Raw genomic sequence first — 17,907 nt, 5'->3', positions numbered from 1 at the left:
ATCACCGTGATATGCCTGTGCGGGGCATGGCACAAAAGTGCCAAGGGGGTGAGAGTTGGAACTCAAATTTCTGTTGGTCGGGTTTGCCTGCGCGGTTGCCGGCATGCTCTCCCTCGTCACGTTGCTGAAGTGGTGGGAGGTGAGGGCGGTCAGCCGCTGGTCTCCCACGCCGGGAAAGATCATCTCGTCGCGGGTCGAGGCTCGCGAGGTGACCAGTTCGGGATCCGGTTCGGACAGCAGAGGGTCGACCGAAATCCGCAACTTCCCGGCAATCACCTTCGAATACAAGGTGAACGGCAAGACATTTCGCAGTTCGCACTACAGCGTGCAGGAGAACCTTGGAAACTTTGCCGTGGCGGAAACCCTTGCGAAATTTCCAAACGGGGCCGGCGTAACCGTCTTCTACAATCCGGCCGATCCAGCCAAGGCCGTGATCGAACGCACCATGCCCGACGGCTCCTTCAAGTTCATGGTCCAGCTTTCGGCCGGGCTGGTGGTCGGCGCGCTTGTATTGGTCTTCTCCGTCGGCGGCGTCCTCGAAGCGATCCGGCCGTTTTTGCCCAGGCCGCAGAACCTCGGCGCCGCGGCCCTGCTGCTTTTCATGGGATTGTTTGTCCTGCGCATGGGCTTTGCCCAGAAGTCACTTGCGGAACAGGCGGCCAAATGGCCGATCACGGCAGGACGCATCGATGCTTCGGGCCTGCAGAAATTCGAGACCCGCGACAGGTCCGGAGGCGGCTATCGGCCCTGGCGAACAGTCTTCAAATCCCGCATCGTCTACAGCTATAGCGTCGCCGGCCAGCGCTACGCCGCCGATCGCATCGCTTTCGGCGCAAACGTGACGGCTTCGCTGCCGAGCCTCGTCAGCGGTCAATCACAGCGCTACCTCCAGGGCGACAAGGTTGAGGTCCACTACGATCCCGACAACCCAGTTGCAGCGGTTCTCGAATGCAGGGTGAGCGGGCTTTGGCTCCTGTGGGTCTGCGCCGTTGGCTTGATAGGCGGAGCCGCGCTGCTTGTCGGGGTGATCTAATGCTGAAGCTGCCGTCCTAGACGCTGTAGATCCAGAGGAAGAGGACACTTGTCGTCAGCACCTGACAAGAACTCCGCTGTCGAAGCCCGGCCATGTCAGTCTCAACGTCGCCCCGTCGACCACAATATGGATGACACGGGAGAACGGCTCTTCGGCCGACGGGTCGGATCCGTAACATTGGCTGGCCCGCGCCACCCAGCCCGTAGGCGTCTTGAGAAACGTTGCGTGTTCGCAGCCGAGAGCAGGGACCGACAGCGCGTCGCGGTACAATGTGTAGACAGTCTGGCGTTGAACATCCGCAACGGCGGTACAGTTCAATCTGTCCCCGGACCATGTGCCCACATAGGGTTCCGTGGCAAAGGCGCTGCCGCACGAAAATGTTAAGATCGAAATGAGCATCAAGAGATTTCGCATCATCGATTCTTTCTCTTCGACGTGGCCTTGGGCCATGCTAAAGCATCGATGCTCAAACTTCACAATGATGCTGCTCCAAGGGACTTAAATGATCATCCGCAAAGCAGCGCCTATTTTTCTGAGCATGCTGAGCCTGTTGCAAGCAGCGAACGCAACAGAATGTTCGCTCAGCCATGCGACCTATCGCGAGCCGCGTTCGGGAGCGACGGTACAGTTCCGGCCAACCAACAACGAGCCGGCCGCGCTGACGACCGAGGTCTTTTCGTTGATCGTGCCCAACACCGACATTCGTCTGCCGTCGGACATTACCTGGACCAATGGCAAGTACTCGTTTCCTGTCGGCACGATCCGGCACACCTGCACCGACGACGATCGTGAGGCTGGTCTCGAGGACGGCACCGGGCTGTGCAGAGTGTGGGATGGGCAGGTCTATGCGTTCAATGCAGGCGGTGCCGAGCAGTTGAGTTCCCGCGAAGCCTCGCCGGCACCGGCAGGGTTGCTGTTGCCTGACTTCGGCGCGATTTTTACCGAATGGCCCGATTTCGCCAAAGCCAATCCCGACGGTTCAGCCTGGGACGCCTTTAGCTTGACGGGTTGTAGCGATGAATAGCAAGAGACTGCCGGCCTGCATCTTCGCCCTGCCGGTCCTTATGGCCATGGCAACCGGCGCTCGTGCCGACCAAAGCAAGCCGTCGCGTCCGCCTGTCGATAAATGCGCTTGGGAACGGCTGGCGGACAAGGATGTCGGGCTGGCTGCCTGGGTGCAGCGCTGCGATTTCGGTTTTCGCCGGATTCATTTCGAGCTTGGCGGCAATGCTCTTGCCATCAAATACAGCGACGGCGGGCCGGCCGATCCCGTCGTCGAAGTCTTCGATATGCTGTCTGGCGAGGCCGCCGATGCTGCGTTGCAGCGCATTTTTACGCAGAAGACCGAGAAAGCCATCGGCACACGTTGCGTGCTCATGCCTTACACCGAAGGGGCGACGCCCGCGCGCATCCTCCGGTATGTTTTCAGTCCCGATGCCGCCTATCGTGAGGAATTGAAGACCGTCGCCAACCCTGACGAGGTCGGCGAACCGCCGTGCGGCGAATGGGGCGAAGCCCCGGACGGCATTCAGTATTTCGAGGTGCAATCACCCGAACTGCGGAAGCTTCTATTCGTTCGCGTCGGCCAGGATGAGCCGCTGTTTGACGAGCAGACACTGCAAGTCCTGCCACCCGGATAGCGCCGGGATCTCAGCCGTAGTGCCAGCTGGGCTTTGGTTCGGTGCCGGTGAACATCACCCCAATTCGGTCCTCGCGGCGCCAGCGGACCACCGCCTTGTAGGCAATGCCGTCGGTCGGAACATAGAGCAGGAACTCATCGGGGACGCGCGCGTCGATCGAGACCTTCAATTCGGCACCGCCGGCATGCATGTTGCGCAGTGTGCATGTGACCTCGGAGTTGGTCATGCCGGTCAGGATCGCCGCGCCCTTCAAGACGCGCTGCCGGTGTTTGTCCCTCTGTTCGTCCTCGGCCATCGCACGCAATCCAGCCATCTTCGCGTCTCGGGCGTTCTGATCGGGAGGATTATTAGACCTGCCTGATAAAAATAGCGTTATCACCAGTGGAGGCTGGCGATTTTTCGCGGTTGCTGGCCGTAAGAAAAAATCGGCGCCGCAACGCGCGGCGCCAGACGATATTATTACCGGCCTGCTCAGCTATAGGGCGAGTAGCATTGCTGGCGCGGCCCGTTATAGGGCTGGAACGTGTTGTCCCAGGCGCGGTACGACCGGTAGCGATTGTAGCACCATTGGACATGCGCGCTGGAAAGCCGCTGTGTCCGGTAGTAGCGCCGCGGTGCGGGCGCATCGTAGTAGTTGTAATTGTTGTATAGGCTGCCGAGGCCAAACCCCAGGCCCAGCCCAAGAATCGCGGCGCCGGCACCATCATCGTAGTAACCGCCGCGGTAATGGCGGCGGTGATGGCGCCAACGCCAGCTGTCGTCCCAGCCGCCATTGTCCCAGTGTCTCGAGAAATGACGGCCGCGGAAATTGTTGGACCGCCATCTCCAATCATTGCCGCCGTGCCATTGCCGAACGCCGTGATTGCGCCAACGCCAGATCTGCCTGTCATTGCCGCCTGCCCAATCTTCACGAATTTGCACGATGTCGGGGGCATTGCCCGCCACCGGCAGCAGGGGTTTGGGCATCGGCCCGGCAAGCGAAGGGGCCGAGAGGCCGGCGATCAGACCGAGGGCCATCAGCCCGGATCTGACAGAAGATAAAAAGAGCGGTTTCATCGCACTCTCCGAAGATTCAGGCCCCACGCCCAGAATACCCCGGGGAAGGGCCTATTGATGGAACTTTCCATCTGAACGGAAGATGAACAAAAAGGTTCCGTCAGCCATAACTAGCGCGCGATCAATCAGAGCCGCCTGATTTCTGCGCCCTTGTTTTCGCGCGCGCTTGCGGGCAAAGGTCAAAGCCATGTCGCTGCGCCTTGCCACCTTCAACGTCGAAAACCTGATGAACAGGTTTGATTATTCCGGATACCGCAATCAGCTCAACGAAGATCGCACGCTGGCGCTTTTCGACATCCAGAGCGAGGCCGAATACAAGATGCTCGAGCAGGCGCGGGCCATCGCCCAATCCGACGACACGCGGCAGTTGACGGCGCTGGCGATCGCGGCCACCCGCGCCGACATCATCTGCATGCAGGAGGTCGACAATATCGAGGCGCTGAGGGCCTTCGAATATGGCTATCTGTTCAAGATGGTGGGGCAAGGCTACCGGCAGAAATACACCACCGCCGGCAATGATTCGCGCGGCATCGACGTCGCCGTGATGATGCGCAACGAGACCGCGCAGGGCCAGCCGATCGAATTCGTGCGCATGACCAGCTACGCCTATGTCACGTTCGAGCAATTCGGGCTGCACACGGCGGAATTGGCAGCGCTTGGTCACCAGGCCAATGAGCGCATCTTCCGGCGCGACTGCCTGGAAATCGATCTGACGGTGGCTGGCGCGCCGTTGACGCTGTATCTCGTGCATTTCAAGTCGATGGGCTCGCCCCGCAACGGCCTCGACGGCCGCGAGGCGACCATGCCGCTGCGCATCGCCGAAGCTCAAGCAGTGCGCCGGATCATCGAGGAGCGCTTCGGCAAGGACCATGCCGCCGACAAGCGCTGGGCAATCTGCGGCGATATGAACGACTACCGGCAGCGCGTGAAGATTACCGGCGATGCCGTCGACGGCTACCGTTTCGAGGTCATCGACGAGAGCCGGTCCTGCATCGATGTGCTCACTGCCGGCGGCTTTTGTGAAAACGCGGTCGAGCGGCGGCCGGAAATGGACCGCTGGACTTTCTATCACACACGCGGACCGGAAGAGCGGCATCTCTGCCAGCTCGACTACATCCTTTTGTCGAGGGCTCTGGCCAGGCAGAACGCCACCGCGGTTCCCGATATCATCCGCAACGGCCAGCCTTGGCGCACCATATTTCCAGCGGGCCAGGAGGTCGAGCGCTTCCCACGTGCCGGGTGGGACCGGCCGAAGGCATCCGACCATTGCCCGGTAGCAATTGCCCTCGACATGGTGTGAGACTGGCGTGAGTTTCGATCTGCCGCGCAACGTCATCCTGCCGGTCGATGCCATCGACGTCAGGCTCGATCCCGGCCCGCACCCGTTCGAGCGCGATAATGCCGAGGCGATCGCCGCAAACTGGCGGCGTGAGACCGCAGCCAAGCCGGCGCTTTTCGACGGCATCGTGGTGCTGCTTTCCGCTCTCAGCTATCGCGACAATCGCCTCGTTGGCCGCTGCCATGCGGTGCGGTATTCGACCTTCATGCTTTGGCGCGGCAATCGACAGGTGGCCGGGGCCGAGCACGCCTATGCCCATGCCATGCTGGTCGCCGGCGACAATGCGCTTGTGGCGATCCGCATGGCGCCGCATACGGTCAATGCGGGGCGCGTCTACTTCGCCGCCGGTTCGTTCGAGCCAACCGATTTCCGCGATGGCCTTGTCGACGTCGACTTCAACATGATCCGCGAGGTGCGGGAAGAGACCGGCCTCGAACTATCAGGCGCGACACGCGGCAGGCGCCATTACGCCCTGTCGACGGCAAGCGGCACGGTGATCTTTCGCCGCTACCGCGAGACGGCCTCCGCCGACGACCTGGCACAGCGGATCAGCGCTTTCGTCGCGGCCGAGTCAGAGCCTGAAATCGAAGGCCCCGTAATCATCCGCAATGCAGCCGACCTGCCGGACGGGCTGATGCCGCATATGAGACCGCTGATCGAATGGCACTTTGCGAGCGAGCAAGGTTTCCAACTCTAACGTCGTAGCCTACCTTCAATGGCCTTGCGGTCGTTGCGGGCCGCAACAAAATACAACAGCACGCCGAGACCCAGGAGCGCGCCCATCGCCGTTCCCATCGTCTGCCCAATTACCTGCTGGAAGTCAGCGGTGACGCGATCGGGATTCTCCATCCCATAAAGGATCAAATTCCACCAAAGCCCTGCCAAGGCGGCTTCGACGATCACAATCGCCAGAGCCAGTCGCGCTTTCTTGCTCATCCATTGTTCCCCCCTTAGTCCCCAACAGCATTGTTATCATTGCAGAATGTGCTGCGACAAGGGCAGGTTGCATAAAAAATTGGCAGCGTCTGGAGGCGACACTTGCTGCAATGCCTATTCATGCCTCAGCGCGTCGATGGGGTTAAGCCGCGCGCCGCGCAGCGCCGGGAAGAAGCCGAACACCATGCCGATCAGCGCGGAAAAGCCGACCGCAAGCAGGATGACCGCCGGGCTTGGCGCAAACGGGATCGTCAGCGTTAGCGAGGCGAGGCCGGCCAGCGCCAGGCCGATCAGGATGCCGATGATGCCGCCAAGCAGCGACAGCACGGTTGCCTCGACCAGAAACTGGATGAGGATATGCTTTTCGTGGGCGCCGATGGCGAGCCTGATGCCGATCTCGCGCGTGCGCTCGGTTACCGACACCAGCATGATGTTCATAATGCCGATGCCGCCGACGAGCAGGCTGACGCCGGCGACGGCACCGAGCATGCCAGTCATGGTGGTGGTCGCGCTGGCCATAGCATCGGCGATTTGGGTCATGTCGCGGATCGAGAAATCATCGTCGCGGTCGGGCGTGATGCGGCGTGTGTCGCGCAAGATGTCCTCGACGCGCTGCTGCAGCACCGTGGTTGGCGTACGGTCGTCGGCGGCGACATAGATCGATTCGATGTCGCGATTGCCGGCAATGCGACGCTGATAGGCGGCGAGCGGCATCAGCACGACATTGTCCTGGTCCTGGCCGAAGCCGGTATAGCCCTTCGGTTCGAGCAGGCCGATGATCTTGCAGGAGGTGCGGTTGACGCGGATGATCTCGCCTTCGGGGTCGCCGGCGCCGAAGAACTGCTGGCGCACCGTCTCGCCGATGAGGCAGACGCCGGTGCCCGAGCGGGTTTCCGAATCGCTGAACGGGCGGCCCGAAACCAGCTTCCAGTCGCGGGCATCGAGATAGGCGCTGTCGGTTCCGGTGATGCCCGAGGTCAGGCTTTCGGTGCCGAAAATGACGCGCACCTGCTTTTGCGACGCCGGCGAGATGGCGCGCGAGCCGTCCAGATGCGCGGCAAGCGCGGTGAGATCCTTGTAGGCAAGAGGTCGGACGACCTGATCGAGGCCTCCAGGTCCGCCAGGCCCGGCCGGACGGCCGGAACGGATGACGAGCAGATTGCTGCCGAGCTTGGAAATATCGGACTTGACCTTTTCGGTGGTGCCCGAGCCGATGGTCAGCATGGCGATGACGGCGGCAACGCCGATGACGATGCCGAGCAGCGTCAGGAACGAGCGCAGCACGTTGCGGCGGATGGAGCGGAGCGAGAGGCGAACGGTTTCCCAGATCATGGCAAGGCCATCTCGAGATTGGCTGTGTCCAAGGCGACATGGCCATCGAGGAAACGGATCGTGCGCTGCGCATAGCCGGCAACATCGGCTTCGTGCGTGACCATGGCGATAGTCAGCCCGAGCTCGCTGTTCAACTGCGTCAGGAGTTCCATGATCTCGTGCGTGCGGGCGGTGTCGAGATTGCCGGTCGGTTCGTCGGCGACGAGCAGCGTCGGCCTGGTGACGATGGCGCGCGCGATCGCCACGCGCTGCTGCTGGCCGCCGGACAGCTCGGCCGGCGTATGATGCTCGCGGCCGACAAGGCCGACCTCGGCAAGTGCCTGCATGGCAAGGCCGCGACGCTCGCGGGCACCAACGCCGCGATAGATCAGCGGCAGTTCGACATTCTCCGCCGCCGTGGTGCGCGGCAAGAGATTATAGCCCTGGAAGACGAAGCCGACATAGAGGTTGCGCAGCACGGCGCGGCGGTTGCGGTCGAGGCGGCCGGCATCGATGCCCTGAAAGCTGTAGGTCCCGGCCGTCGGCGTGTCGAGGCAGCCAATGATGTTCATGGCCGTCGATTTGCCTGAGCCCGACGGACCCATGATGGCGACGAATTCGCCGCGTCTGATGGCGAGGTCGACGCCGGCCAGCGCATGCACCCGTGCCTCGCCCTGGCCATAGCTTTTCCAGACCTTGTCGAAGCCGATGAGGGTCGCGCCCGATGCCACGATCAGCTCCGCTGCTGCGAGGCGGTAATGACTTGCGCGCCTTCCTCCAGGCCGGAAACGATCTCGGTCAGTTCGCCATCTGTCGAGCCGACCCTGACGTTGACCGGATGCGGCCGGCCATTCTCCAGCACGTAAAGCGTGCGCGAGCCGTTGATGGGCTTCGTCGCCGCCTGCCGCTGGCGGTTGCCGCCCGGGCGCCCCATGCGGCCGGTGAACAGGTCGGTGAGGCTCCAGCCGCGCTCCGCCGTCTGCGCCGGCCGGTAGCGGAAGGCGATCGATGGCACGGTGAGCACGTTCCTGGCCTGCTTGGTGACGACCGAGACGGTGGCTGTCATGCCGGGCCGCAACAGGAGCTCGCTATTGTCGACGTCGAGTCTTGCATCATAGGTAACGACACCGTCGGTGGTGACCGAGGCATAGGAAATGTCGCGGATTTCGGCGTCGAATGGCCGTTCGGGGAACGCGTCAACGGTGAAGCGCGCATGCTGGCCGGGTTTGACGGCGCCGATATCGGCCTCGTCGACCGCAGCCTTCAATTCCATGTTCTTCAAATCCGCGGCGATGACGAACAGCACCGGCGCCTGCAGCGAGGAGGCGACCGTCTGGCCGGGGTCGACCGAGCGCGTCAGTATGATGCCGTCGATCGGAGCGTAGATGGTACTCTTGGCAAGATCCGTCTGCTGCGCCTTGAGATCGGCATTGGCCATGGCGAGGTTGGCTTTGGCGATATCAAGCGCCGCCTTCGAGCGGTCGCGGGTGGCGATTGCCGCTTCAAGCGACTGGTCCGTCGCCATGCCGCGCTTGGTCAATTGTGCCGCGCGCACCAGCGCCTTTTCGTTTTCGGCCACGGTCACGGTGGCGTCCTCGACGCTCGCCGTCGCCGCCTTGGCCGAGGCCTGGGCGCGCTCGATCTGCACCTCCAGCTTGGCGGTGTCGAGCGCGGCCAGCACATCGCCCTTCTTCACCAGCTGGTTCTCGTTGACCGAAACCGAGCGGACGACGCCGGAGAGTTCGCTGGAAATATCGACCTGGGTGAGAGGCTGCAGCGTGCCGGTAGCCGAAACCGCGACGGTAAGGTCGGCCATGGCGGCCAGTGTCGTGGTATACTCGATCTTGGCGGGCGAGCCCGCATACCACTGGTAGCCGACGACACTCGCGGCGACGGCAAGCAGTGCGAACACTGCGTAAAGCCAACCGCGACGGCGTTTTGTCTTCAGGCCCTGGTGGTCGAGCCCGAGCGCCGTCTCGATGGCGGAAGCGGATTCCGTCTTTGGCAGGTTGACAATCTGGTCCACGCCGGACCCCTATGTTCAGTGATATCCCATCAGTGCACAAATCAGGCCTTATGGGTCAAAATTCAAATTAAATTTCGCTCATGTTGGGAATGAGGCAGAGGACTTACTGAGATGCAGCCGCGGAATTACTTGCTTTACGACGTATTCACCACCAACCGGCTGGCCGGCAATCCGCTGGCCGTGGTGCTCGACTGTGATGGGCTGAACGTTGCGGCGATGCAGGCGGTGGCGCGCGAGTTCAACCTCTCCGAAACCGTCTTCGTGCTGCCGCCGGACAACCCGAAGCACCGGGCCCGCATCCGTATCTTCACGCCCGACTATGAAATGCCGTTCGCCGGCCACCCAACCGTCGGCTCGGCGATAGCGCTCGCCGAAATGGCGGGAGAGGCCGCCGGCATCTTCGTGCTCGAGGAGAATATCGGTCCGGTGCGCTGCGCTGTCAGCAAGCACGACGGTTCGACCTTTGCCGAGTTCGACCTGGCGAAACTGCCGGCGCAGCTGGCATTGTCGGCCGATCCCGAGGCGATCGGCGCGGCCCTTGGCCTTGGGCCGCACGAGATCGGCTTCGAGAACCACCGCGTTTCGTTCTGGTCGGCTGGAGTGCCCTACGTGACCATCCCCGTCGCCAATCTGGAGGCGGCCGCCCGGATCAGGCTGGACAACCAGGCGTGGTCGGAGCTCGCACCACGCAAGAGCGATTGGGCCTTCGCCAGCCCCTATGTCTATTGCCGCGAGACGGTGCATCACGACAGCGCCTTCCATGTCCGCATGATGGTGCCTGGCAATCCGTCCTACGAAGACCCGGCGACCGGGTCGGCGGCGGCCGCGTTCGCCGGCGCGATCATGCATTTCGACGGCCCGACGGACGGTGTTTCACAACTGTGGATCGAGCAGGGGCTGGAGATGGGCCGGCCTTCGCGCATTCGCCTCGAACTGAATGTCGAAGGCGGCAAACTGACCGCCGCCCGCATCGGCGGCCATGCGGTCAAGGTGGCTGAAGGCAGTTTTTTTGTCTGATCCTACCCTTACGTTTCGTCATCCTAGGGCGGAGCAGGAGCGAAGCGACGTCGCGAAGACCATAGGATCCATGCCGTGACCGGACGGCAATGCGCCGACGGTGCAAGCTGGACTTCAACGAGCCGCCGTCTTCTGCTCATTTGCGGACGGATGCTAATCCGCGTCGCTGCGTTCTTCGACGACTGTCACGGCGTGGATCCCAGGGTCTGCGCTCCGCTTCGCGTTCGCTCCGCCCAGGGATGACGAGACCCCGTGCGATTTGTCGGGAAATGAATTCGACGGGGCTGGACATGGCGGATGTCGGCGGCTATATGCCCGCCAACGCCGGTTTTGCCGGCCGAGTGGGTGCGTAGCTCAGTTGGTAGAGCAGCTGACTCTTAATCAGCGGGTCCACAGTTCAATCCTGTGCGCACCCACCAAATTTTTCAGAAAATTGGTGGAAAGACCTAGAAAGCGGGATGTTTCGCCGCTATCGGGTGGCCGCATTATGCAACCGCTATTGGATAGTCGGCCGCAGACAGCTGAGGATCGCCCGCACTATGGCCAAGACGCCGTCGACGGCATCGAAGTTTGTCCTGCTTTTACCGACGGTCCATTTAAGGTCGAGTGCTTTGGGCAAACGGAGGTCGTGACAGACAAAACAGCCTGAAAGCATAAAGAGGTCTAGATGTCTCGGATCGCCTTCCGAATAGTAAGGAAATTGGAAGAACCACCTTATGGGACCACCATATGCCAGCTTGAAGGTCATCGAGAATCTAATTTCGTGACCAAATCTATCTTCGATAATTCCGCTAAAACTAAGGTCTCGGGCATCGTAGTGATGCCACTGCGTCGATAATCCCAAAGAATCCCAAGCCCTGAGTGTATGCGCTTTCAGTTCTTTGCGATTGGGGAATTTTGCCTCTTTAGGATCGTAGGGAAGGGGTGGATCGATGTAGTCTGTCTCGGTTCGCCAATCTTCCGCGGCGCTGCGAAGATCTTCAAAAATCTGAACGATTCTCGGGTCTGTCTGCTCGCCAGAAAAGATTGAGATTCGCCATTGAGAAATCATCTCGCATAGCTCTTCGACCGTATGGCCCGATCGCTCTGCCCAATCCTCGGTGGCGAGTATCCACGGCGAATTGTATTTCAGCCCGGCAAAAGCGCCGCTCTTGCTGTCGAAATCCCTGATGATCCGAGCAAGAATATCGCGAAGCCCCTGTTTGGGGTCTCCGAAAATCAGTGAGGGTTTGTTCATCAACGCGATCCGCGCTTGGCTCCGCCTTACTTCTCCGAAACACCAGCCTCCGCAAAGCTTGCCATGCGGGCGTGGCATTCGAGTGCCGAGCGGACGATGTTGACGGCGAGGCAGGCGCCGGAGCCTTCGCCGAGCCGCATGCCGAGGTCGAGCAAGGGTGGCAGACCGAGCGCTTCGAGCAGGCGGCGGTGGCCGGATTCGGCCGATACGTGAGCGGCCATAGTGTGGGCAAGGCCGGCGGGGTGCAGCCCGGCCAAGGGTGCCGCGGCGGCGGTGCAGACGAAGCCGTCGAGCAGCACCGGGACGCCCAGGTGGCGCGCAGCCAGCGTCGCACCAAGGATCGCCGCGAGCTCGCGGCCGCCGAGGGCTGCCGCTACCTTCAGGGGGTCGGCCAGCGCCGGGGCGTGGCGCTTCAGGCCGGCCTCGATGGCGACGATCTTGCGCACGAGGCCGGCGTCGTCGACGCCGGTGCCACGCCCTGTCCATCGCTCCGCGCCGCCGCCGAACAGCGCGGTCGAGATGGCCGCCGCCGGCGTGGTGTTGCCGATGCCCATTTCGCCGAAACAGACAAGGTCGAGTTCCCTGCTGATCGCGTCGTAGCCGGCCGAGACGGCGGCGAGGAAGGCCTCGTCGTCCATTGCGGGCTCTTGCGTGAAGTCGCCGGTCGGGCGGTCGAGGTCGAGCGGGATGACGTCGAGTTCGGCGCCGGCGACGCGGGCAAGCTGGTTGATGGCGGCGCCGCCGCCGGCGAAATTCGCCACCATCTGCACGGTGACTTCCGAAGGGAAAGCCGACACGCCTTGCGCGGTGACGCCGTGGTTGCCAGCGAAGACGAAGACCTTGACGCGGTCGAGCTTTGGTATGTCGCGGCCCTGCCAGCGCGCCAGCCAGGCGGCTATCGTCTCCAGCCGGCCGAGGCTGCCTTGCGGCTTGGTCAGCGTGTCCTGGCGGCGGGCGACGGCATTGGCGGCGGCATCGCTGCCATTGGGCAGGTCGAGGCAGGCGGCGCGCAGTTCATCGAGCGATTTGAAAGGCATGGGGGCAAAATCTCCGAAACAGAGTCAGGAAAGGGAAACGGAAGCGACAAGCAGGATTGCGATCTCGCCCAGCTGCTGCAGGGCGCCGACGGTGTCGCCGGTCTGGCCGCCGATCTGGTTGAGGCAAAGCGCGCGGAAGGCGGCGAATAACAGACCGAGCAGGATGATCGCAAAAACGGCAGCGCCGAACCCAAGCGCCAGCAGCGCGATCGCACCGAGTACGGTACCGATACCGGCGGTTTCGGCCGTGACTGCGCCTGCATCAACCGAGAGGCCGTCGCTGCGGGCCGGTGGCAGCAGGTGCATGAAGGCGGGGGGCAGGCCGCGCGACGCGGCATGCGCGGCAATGAGGGCCCAGAAGACATGAGCCGGGCCGGCGAATCCAGAGAGCACGCTCCAGCGGATCAGCAGCGAGACAGCAAGTGCACAAGCGCCGTAGGCACCGATGCGGCTGTCGCGCATGATCTCCAGCTTTTTGTCGCGTGTCTTGCCGCCGCCAAATCCGTCGGCGACATCCGAAAGCCCGTCCTCATGCAGGCAGCCGGTGGCAAGCAAGATCGCGGCAAGGGCCAACGCTGCAGCAGGGCCAGCGGCGAGGCCGAGCCTCGTGCCGCCGGCGTAGACCAGCGCACCGACCAGAGCGACGGCGAGACCGGCAACGGGTGCAGCCCAGATCGCAGCGGCAAGGCTGCGGCCACGGAAGTCGGCTCTCGACAGCGGCAGCCGGGTAAAGAAGACGAGGCAAAGCGCGATATCATCGAGAATTTGCTGTTGCGAGGCCTTCATCCGCCCCTCGCAATGGCATGGAAGAACGTGCCGCTGACATTGCCGCGCCGGTATCCCGAGGCGCCGAGCGGATTTCCTTGACCGTCGGCGAGGTCGGCCAGCGGCTCGTCATTGCCGGTCGCAACCATCTGCGCGTAGTGGAATTCATGGCCGCGGATCAGCGTGCCTTGGCTGCCGAGCGGGCACTCGGAACGCAGCCGCGCCTCGCGGTAGCCGAGATTCATCTTGCGCTTGGCGAAGCTGGTCGAATGGCCGAGGAGGCCGAGCATCCGATGCGTCTCGCCCGACGCGTCCTCGAGTGCCTCGCCGAGCACCATGAAGCCGCCGCACTCGCCATGCACCGGCCGCGTGGCGGCGAACCTCGCCATGCCCGCCCTGAAATTCGCGGCGTCGGCGAGGCGGCCGGCGTGAAGCTCGGGATAGCCGCCGGGCAGCCAACAGATATCGCTATCGTCGCCAGGCGCCTCATCGGCGAGCGGCGAGAACGGGACGATCTCGGCGCCGGCCTTGCGCCAATGCGCGGCTACATGCGGATAGAGGAAGGTGAAGGCGGCGTCCTCGGCGAGTGCAATGCGCTGGCCGGGCGGCGGCAGCGCGTCGCCGAAATTGCCCGGCGCGGGCGTGAATGGCGCCGCCAGCGCCATGATGGCGTCGAGGTCGAGCGAGCGCTCGACCATGTCGGCCAGCCGGTCGAGATGCGCCATCAGATTCTCATATTCGCCGGCCTGGACGAGGCCGAGATGGCGCTCGGGCAGGTTGAGCGAGGGATCGCGCAGGATGGCGCCGACGACAGGCAGGCCGAGTGCCTCGATGGCATCGCCGCATAGCCGGCGGTGGCGCTCGCTGCCCAGCCGGTTGAGCACGACCCCGGCCATGCGCACATCCGGATCGTAAGTGGCAAAACCCTTGGCGACGGCCGCAGCCGTGGTCGATTGGCCGGAGACATCGAGCACAAGCAGCACCGGCAGACCATAGAGCCGGGCAAGGTCGGCAGCCGAGCCGGAACGGCCTGGAGCAGCAGGGATCCCGTCGAACAGGCCCATGGCGCTTTCGAGGAAGATAAAATCGGCATCTTCGGTCGCTTCGCCGGCCAGTGCGTTGAGCAGGGCGGACGGCATTGCCCAGCTGTCGAGATTGACACCGGACAGGCCAGTGGCTGCGGTGTGGAAGCCAGGATCGATATAGTCCGGGCCGGATTTGGCGCCGCGCACCTTCAGGCCGCGCCGGGCCAGGGCGCGTAGAATGCCGATAGTGACGCTGGTCTTGCCCGAGCCCGAGCGCGGCGCGCCGATGATGATGGCGCGGGTCATGGCTCACCCGCCAGTGCCGCGCGCATCCCGACGATGCCGCCGACGACGATCAGCGCCGGCGAGGTCAGACCGGCGGCCGCTGCCTCTTCCGCAATCGTGGCGAGCGTGGCGACGACGATACGCTCCTGCGGTGTCGTCGCGGCAACGATGACCGCGGCGGGCGTCGAAGACGGCAGGCCGCCCTCGAGCAGCGAAGCGGCGATCAGCGGCAGGTTGGCCATACCCATATAGATGACCACCGGCTGGCCGGTGCGGGCGATTGCCGCCCAGTCGAGATCATCATCGGTGCCGGCGGCATGGCCGGTCGCCAGGATCAGCGCCTTGTTGATGCCGCGCATGGTGCCGGGAATGCCGGTCGCGGCCAGCGCGCTGAGGCCGGACGTCAGGCCAGGCAGGATGCGAAACGGGATAGTTTCCCCGGCCAGCGCCAGCGCCTCTTCGCCGCCACGCCCGAAAATATAGGGGTCGCCGCCCTTCAGCCTGACGACGCGCCGGCCCTCGCGCGCCAGCCGGACCAGCAAGGCGGTAATGTCGTCCTGCTTCATCGACGGCTTGCCGCCGCGTTTGCCGGCATAGAACAGTTCCGCGCCCTCGGCGACAGCGACGACTTCTGGCGAGACCAGCGCGTCATAAACCAGCGCGTCGCACTGTCCGAGGGCGGCTAGCACTTCCAGCGTCAGGCAGCCGGGATCGCCAGGGCCGGCGCCGGCCAGCCAGACATGCCCGGGCTCAAGCTGGCGCGGCTTGAAGTTGAGCCGGGTGAGCGCCTGCTCGACCGTAGTGTTTGTATTGCTGCCGCTCACAATCCGTCCCGTCCGCGAAAGCGCCGCTGGTAATGGGCGTCGTACAGTGAACTTTCGCCAAAGCCCTCCGCCGCCAGCGAGCGGCCGACGAAGATGATTGCCGTGCGTTCCATCGGATCGGCGGCCAGTTGCGCCTCGATGGTGGCCAGCGTGCCGGTCAGCACGCGCTCGTCCGGCCAGGAAGCACGGAAGACGATCGCCGCCGGGCAATCGGCGCCATAGAACGGCGTCAGTTCGGCGACGATCCGGTCGATAGCGTGGATGGCAAGGTGGATGGCCAGCGTGGCGCCGGTGCGGCCGAAGCCGGCCAGCGTTTCGCCCGGCGGCATTTTCGAGGCGCGGCCGGAGATGCGGGTCAGCACCAGGCTTTGCGCGACTTCCGGAATGGTCAGCTCGCGGCGCAGCGCTGCCGCCGCAGCGGCGAAGGACGGCACGCCCGGCGTCAGCGTGTAAGGAATGCCGTGCTTTTCCAGCCGGCGGATCTGCTCGGCAACGGCGCTCCACACCGAAAGATCGCCGGAATGCAGGCGGGCGACATCATTGCCGGCCGCGTGGGCGGCCAGATATTCGGCCTCGATCTCGTCGAGCGACATCGGCGCGGTGTCGATCAACCGCGTTCCGGGCGCGCAGTGCTGCAACAGCTCCGGCGCGACGATCGATCCGGCATAGAGGCAGACGGGACAACTGCCGAGCAGGCGGCTGCCGCGCAAGGTGATGAGGTCGGCAGCACCCGGGCCGGCACCGATGAAATGAACGGTCATGCCGCATCTCCGCTGATGGCGATGGCGCAAGTGACAGCACCGAGCACGGTGCGCGGCCCGAGCAGTTTTGCGCCTTTGCCGGCGGCGGCAAGCGCCGAGGCTTCGGAAACCGACGGCGTGCCGGCATGCTCCTGCGATAGGTCGGAACGGCTGGTCGTAGATGCGGCTTTGAGTTCATCCTGCTCGACGACGATCACCGGAAGGCGGAGTTCGCGTCCGGCGGCGAAGATTGCCGCTTCATCCTGCTTGAGAGACGCGGTCGCGAGGGCTGAAAGCGCGGGCAGGGCAAGCCCGTGCGCTTCCAGGGCGGTTTCTACCGCGGCAAGCACGTCGCGCGCGCTGACGCCTTTGCGGCTGCCGATGCCCGCGACCATCATGGCTTCACCCAACTCCATTGAGTGACCGGCATAGCCGGCCGCCAGGCCTGCATCGAACCGACCGGCGAAGCACGGGATACAGCGATGCGGGTGAGCTGGCCGCCGTGCGCGGCGTGACGGGAAAGCAGCAGCGCCTCCATCTCCAGGGTCACCGCATTGGCGACGAGGCGGCCGCCGGCAGGCAAGGCATCGATGGCTCCCTCCAGCACGCCGGCATCGCTGCCGCCGCCGCCGATAAAGATCGCCGCGGGCGTCTCCAGCCCGGCAAGCGCATGCGGTGCCGAACCTTCGACGACGGTGAGACCGGGAACGCCGCAAGCCGCGGCGTTGCGTCGGATGCGCGCGGCGCGGGCCGGATCGGCCTCAACGGCGATGGCACGCATGGATGGATGGGCCAGCATCCATTCGATGCCGATGGAGCCCGATCCGGCGCCGATGTCCCACAGCAGTTCGCCGCGCCTTGGCGCGAGAGCGGACAGGGTGACGGCGCGCACTTCGCGCTTGGTGATCTGGCCGTCATGCTCGAACAAATGATCGGCAAGTCCCGCTGTCAGCGGCAGGATGCGTGCTTGCGAAGTCGATTCAACTTCGATCGCGAGCACGTTGAGCGGGTTGATCTTTTCGAGGTCGAAAGTGCCGGCGCTCGCCGAGCGCAGCCTTTCGTTCGGCCCACCCAGCGCCTCCAGCACCGTCAACCGCGAAGCGCCGAAGCCAAGTTCGGTCATGAGACGGGCAATCGCTCCCGGCGCATCGCCGTCCGAGGTCAGCGCGAGAATGCGGGTGCAGGGATGCAGCAACGGCCGGATCAGGTCGAGCGGACGGCCATGCAGCGAAATGGCCTCGACGTCCTGCAGCGCCCAGCCCAGGCGTGAGGCGGCCAGCGAGAAGGCCGAGGGTGCGGGAATGACGCGCATGTCCTCCGCCGCCAGCTTGCGGCCGAGGGTGGCGCCGACACCATGGAAAAACGGGTCGCCGGAGGCCAGCACGCAGACGCGTCTGCCGGAGAGCGCCAGCACGTCGCGCAGCTCGGCATCGAAAGGTGTCGGCCAGGCGCGCGCTTCACCTTTGGCGAGCGACGCGACGAGGGCAAGGTGGCGCTTGCCGCCGAAGACGAATTCGGCCTCCGCGATCAACCGCTTGGCCTCGTCGCCGAGACCCGCTACACCGTCCTCGCCGATGCCGATGATCGTGAGCCACTTTGAGGTGAGCTTGGCGCCGCGCGGAGCTTCAGCAGGCAT

General features: G+C 63.9%; 20 protein-coding genes and 1 tRNA gene. 7 read left to right on the top strand and 14 right to left on the bottom strand.

Features of this window, described 5'->3' with window-relative positions; translation table 11 throughout:
* Positions 1 to 55: 55 nt before the first annotated feature.
* The 3 genes from NKI59_RS14995 (at position 56) to NKI59_RS14985 (ending at position 2,673) form a co-directional block, all read left to right on the top strand.
* A complete protein-coding gene (locus NKI59_RS14995) occupies positions 56 to 1,033 on the top strand; it encodes a DUF3592 domain-containing protein (protein WP_352680204.1) in 978 nt (325 codons plus the stop codon).
* A 502-nt stretch (positions 1,034 to 1,535) separates the two neighbouring features.
* Positions 1,536 to 2,057: a hypothetical protein gene (locus NKI59_RS14990; RefSeq protein ID WP_352705085.1), complete on the top strand. Its 522-nt coding sequence runs from the start codon at positions 1,536 to 1,538 to the stop codon at positions 2,055 to 2,057.
* On the top strand, positions 2,050 to 2,673 hold the full coding sequence (locus NKI59_RS14985; RefSeq protein ID WP_352705083.1) for a hypothetical protein: 624 nt from the start codon (positions 2,050 to 2,052) through the stop codon (positions 2,671 to 2,673). The genes NKI59_RS14990 and NKI59_RS14985 overlap by 8 nt, the downstream gene beginning before the upstream one ends.
* Positions 2,674 to 2,683: 10 nt before the next feature.
* Here the strand turns inward: NKI59_RS14985 and NKI59_RS14980 are convergent, their stop codons facing one another.
* Both NKI59_RS14980 and NKI59_RS14975 read right to left on the bottom strand, forming a co-directional pair.
* Positions 2,684 to 2,968 carry a PilZ domain-containing protein gene (locus NKI59_RS14980; RefSeq protein ID WP_352570507.1) on the bottom strand — a complete coding sequence of 95 codons (285 nt, stop codon included), beginning with the start codon at positions 2,966 to 2,968 and terminating at the stop codon, positions 2,684 to 2,686.
* A gap of 176 nt (positions 2,969 to 3,144) precedes the next feature.
* Entirely contained in the window at positions 3,145 to 3,729 is a 585-nt protein-coding gene (locus NKI59_RS14975) for a BA14K family protein (protein ID WP_352705081.1), read from the bottom strand.
* 187 nt (positions 3,730 to 3,916) lie between these two features.
* Here NKI59_RS14975 and NKI59_RS14970 point away from each other — a divergent pair, with 187 nt between their 5' ends.
* A complete protein-coding gene (locus NKI59_RS14970) occupies positions 3,917 to 5,029 on the top strand; it encodes an endonuclease/exonuclease/phosphatase family protein (RefSeq protein ID WP_352589632.1) in 1,113 nt (370 codons plus the stop codon).
* Between the two features lie 7 nt (positions 5,030 to 5,036).
* On the top strand, positions 5,037 to 5,765 hold the full coding sequence (locus NKI59_RS14965; protein WP_352705079.1) for a hypothetical protein: 729 nt from the start codon (positions 5,037 to 5,039) through the stop codon (positions 5,763 to 5,765).
* Here the strand turns inward: NKI59_RS14965 and NKI59_RS14960 are convergent.
* From NKI59_RS14960 to NKI59_RS14945, 4 genes are all read right to left on the bottom strand, one after another.
* Positions 5,762 to 6,004 carry a hypothetical protein gene (locus NKI59_RS14960; protein WP_023720771.1) on the bottom strand — a complete coding sequence of 81 codons (243 nt, stop codon included), beginning with the start codon at positions 6,002 to 6,004 and terminating at the stop codon, positions 5,762 to 5,764. The genes NKI59_RS14965 and NKI59_RS14960 overlap by 4 nt on opposite strands.
* Before the next feature lie 114 nt (positions 6,005 to 6,118).
* Positions 6,119 to 7,336 carry an ABC transporter permease gene (locus NKI59_RS14955; protein ID WP_352705077.1) on the bottom strand — a complete coding sequence of 406 codons (1,218 nt, stop codon included), beginning with the start codon at positions 7,334 to 7,336 and terminating at the stop codon, positions 6,119 to 6,121.
* Complete coding sequence (locus NKI59_RS14950; RefSeq protein WP_352705075.1) at positions 7,333 to 8,046, bottom strand: ABC transporter ATP-binding protein; 714 nt, start codon at positions 8,044 to 8,046, stop codon at positions 7,333 to 7,335. The genes NKI59_RS14955 and NKI59_RS14950 overlap by 4 nt, the downstream gene beginning before the upstream one ends.
* Before the next feature lie 2 nt (positions 8,047 to 8,048).
* Positions 8,049 to 9,341 (bottom strand): efflux RND transporter periplasmic adaptor subunit, encoded by a 1,293-nt coding sequence (locus tag NKI59_RS14945; RefSeq protein WP_352636672.1) that lies wholly within the window; start codon positions 9,339 to 9,341, stop codon positions 8,049 to 8,051.
* 111 nt (positions 9,342 to 9,452) lie between these two features.
* Here NKI59_RS14945 and NKI59_RS14940 point away from each other — a divergent pair, with 111 nt between their 5' ends.
* Positions 9,453 to 10,358 carry a PhzF family phenazine biosynthesis protein gene (locus NKI59_RS14940; RefSeq protein WP_352705073.1) on the top strand — a complete coding sequence of 302 codons (906 nt, stop codon included), beginning with the start codon at positions 9,453 to 9,455 and terminating at the stop codon, positions 10,356 to 10,358.
* 343 nt (positions 10,359 to 10,701) lie between these two features.
* Positions 10,702 to 10,777, top strand: a tRNA-Lys gene (locus NKI59_RS14935).
* A gap of 77 nt (positions 10,778 to 10,854) precedes the next feature.
* Here NKI59_RS14935 and NKI59_RS14930 read toward each other — a convergent pair.
* Genes NKI59_RS14930 through cbiE form a run of 8 tightly spaced genes read right to left on the bottom strand, consistent with a single transcriptional unit; the run spans position 10,855 to position 17,907 of the window.
* Complete coding sequence (locus tag NKI59_RS14930) at positions 10,855 to 11,595, bottom strand: hypothetical protein (RefSeq protein ID WP_352705071.1); 741 nt, start codon at positions 11,593 to 11,595, stop codon at positions 10,855 to 10,857.
* Between the two features lie 26 nt (positions 11,596 to 11,621).
* Positions 11,622 to 12,632 carry a nicotinate-nucleotide--dimethylbenzimidazole phosphoribosyltransferase gene (gene cobT, locus NKI59_RS14925; RefSeq protein ID WP_352705069.1) on the bottom strand — a complete coding sequence of 337 codons (1,011 nt, stop codon included), beginning with the start codon at positions 12,630 to 12,632 and terminating at the stop codon, positions 11,622 to 11,624.
* A 24-nt stretch (positions 12,633 to 12,656) separates the two neighbouring features.
* Entirely contained in the window at positions 12,657 to 13,418 is a 762-nt protein-coding gene (gene cobS, locus NKI59_RS14920) for an adenosylcobinamide-GDP ribazoletransferase (protein WP_352705067.1), read from the bottom strand.
* A complete protein-coding gene (locus NKI59_RS14915) occupies positions 13,415 to 14,728 on the bottom strand; it encodes a cobyrinic acid a,c-diamide synthase CobB (RefSeq protein ID WP_352705065.1) in 1,314 nt (437 codons plus the stop codon). The genes cobS and NKI59_RS14915 overlap by 4 nt, the downstream gene beginning before the upstream one ends.
* Positions 14,725 to 15,531, bottom strand: a complete 807-nt coding sequence (gene cobA / locus NKI59_RS14910) for a uroporphyrinogen-III C-methyltransferase (RefSeq protein WP_352705063.1) — start codon at positions 15,529 to 15,531, stop codon at positions 14,725 to 14,727. Before cobA ends, NKI59_RS14915 begins: the two co-directional genes overlap by 4 nt.
* On the bottom strand, positions 15,528 to 16,292 hold the full coding sequence (gene cobM / locus NKI59_RS14905; protein WP_352705061.1) for a precorrin-4 C(11)-methyltransferase: 765 nt from the start codon (positions 16,290 to 16,292) through the stop codon (positions 15,528 to 15,530). The genes cobA and cobM overlap by 4 nt, the downstream gene beginning before the upstream one ends.
* On the bottom strand, positions 16,289 to 16,669 hold the full coding sequence (locus NKI59_RS14900; protein ID WP_023676642.1) for a cobalamin biosynthesis protein: 381 nt from the start codon (positions 16,667 to 16,669) through the stop codon (positions 16,289 to 16,291). Before NKI59_RS14900 ends, cobM begins: the two co-directional genes overlap by 4 nt.
* Positions 16,666 to 17,907: a precorrin-6y C5,15-methyltransferase (decarboxylating) subunit CbiE gene (cbiE, locus tag NKI59_RS14895; RefSeq protein WP_352705059.1), complete on the bottom strand. Its 1,242-nt coding sequence runs from the start codon at positions 17,905 to 17,907 to the stop codon at positions 16,666 to 16,668. Before cbiE ends, NKI59_RS14900 begins: the two co-directional genes overlap by 4 nt.

Origin of the sequence: Mesorhizobium sp. M0598, from assembly GCF_040320865.1 — a bacterium.
Lineage (GTDB): Bacteria > Pseudomonadota > Alphaproteobacteria > Rhizobiales > Rhizobiaceae > Mesorhizobium.
Note: the sequence above shows the minus strand (reverse complement) of the source record. Positions and strands in the feature narration are given on the sequence as shown.

Excerpts from the sequence above, each read along its gene's own strand:
- NKI59_RS14990 (WP_352705085.1), top strand. The coding sequence starts at position 1,536 with ATGATCATCCGCAAAGCAGCGCCTATTTTTCTGAGCATGCTGAGCCTG.
- NKI59_RS14985 (WP_352705083.1), top strand. The coding sequence starts at position 2,050 with ATGAATAGCAAGAGACTGCCGGCCTGCATCTTCGCCCTGCCGGTCCTT.
- NKI59_RS14980 (WP_352570507.1), bottom strand. The coding sequence starts at position 2,968 with ATGGCCGAGGACGAACAGAGGGACAAACACCGGCAGCGCGTCTTGAAG.
- NKI59_RS14975 (WP_352705081.1), bottom strand. The coding sequence starts at position 3,729 with ATGAAACCGCTCTTTTTATCTTCTGTCAGATCCGGGCTGATGGCCCTC.
- NKI59_RS14970 (WP_352589632.1), top strand. The coding sequence starts at position 3,917 with ATGTCGCTGCGCCTTGCCACCTTCAACGTCGAAAACCTGATGAACAGG.
- NKI59_RS14960 (WP_023720771.1), bottom strand. The coding sequence starts at position 6,004 with ATGAGCAAGAAAGCGCGACTGGCTCTGGCGATTGTGATCGTCGAAGCC.
- NKI59_RS14955 (WP_352705077.1), bottom strand. The coding sequence starts at position 7,336 with ATGATCTGGGAAACCGTTCGCCTCTCGCTCCGCTCCATCCGCCGCAAC.
- NKI59_RS14940 (WP_352705073.1), top strand. The coding sequence starts at position 9,453 with ATGCAGCCGCGGAATTACTTGCTTTACGACGTATTCACCACCAACCGG.
- NKI59_RS14930 (WP_352705071.1), bottom strand. The coding sequence starts at position 11,595 with ATGAACAAACCCTCACTGATTTTCGGAGACCCCAAACAGGGGCTTCGC.
- cobT (WP_352705069.1), bottom strand. The coding sequence starts at position 12,632 with ATGCCTTTCAAATCGCTCGATGAACTGCGCGCCGCCTGCCTCGACCTG.
- cobS (WP_352705067.1), bottom strand. The coding sequence starts at position 13,418 with ATGAAGGCCTCGCAACAGCAAATTCTCGATGATATCGCGCTTTGCCTC.
- NKI59_RS14915 (WP_352705065.1), bottom strand. The coding sequence starts at position 14,728 with ATGACCCGCGCCATCATCATCGGCGCGCCGCGCTCGGGCTCGGGCAAG.
- cobM (WP_352705061.1), bottom strand. The coding sequence starts at position 16,292 with ATGACCGTTCATTTCATCGGTGCCGGCCCGGGTGCTGCCGACCTCATC.
- NKI59_RS14900 (WP_023676642.1), bottom strand. The coding sequence starts at position 16,669 with ATGATGGTCGCGGGCATCGGCAGCCGCAAAGGCGTCAGCGCGCGCGAC.
- cbiE (WP_352705059.1), bottom strand. The coding sequence starts at position 17,907 with ATGCCTGCTGAAGCTCCGCGCGGCGCCAAGCTCACCTCAAAGTGGCTC.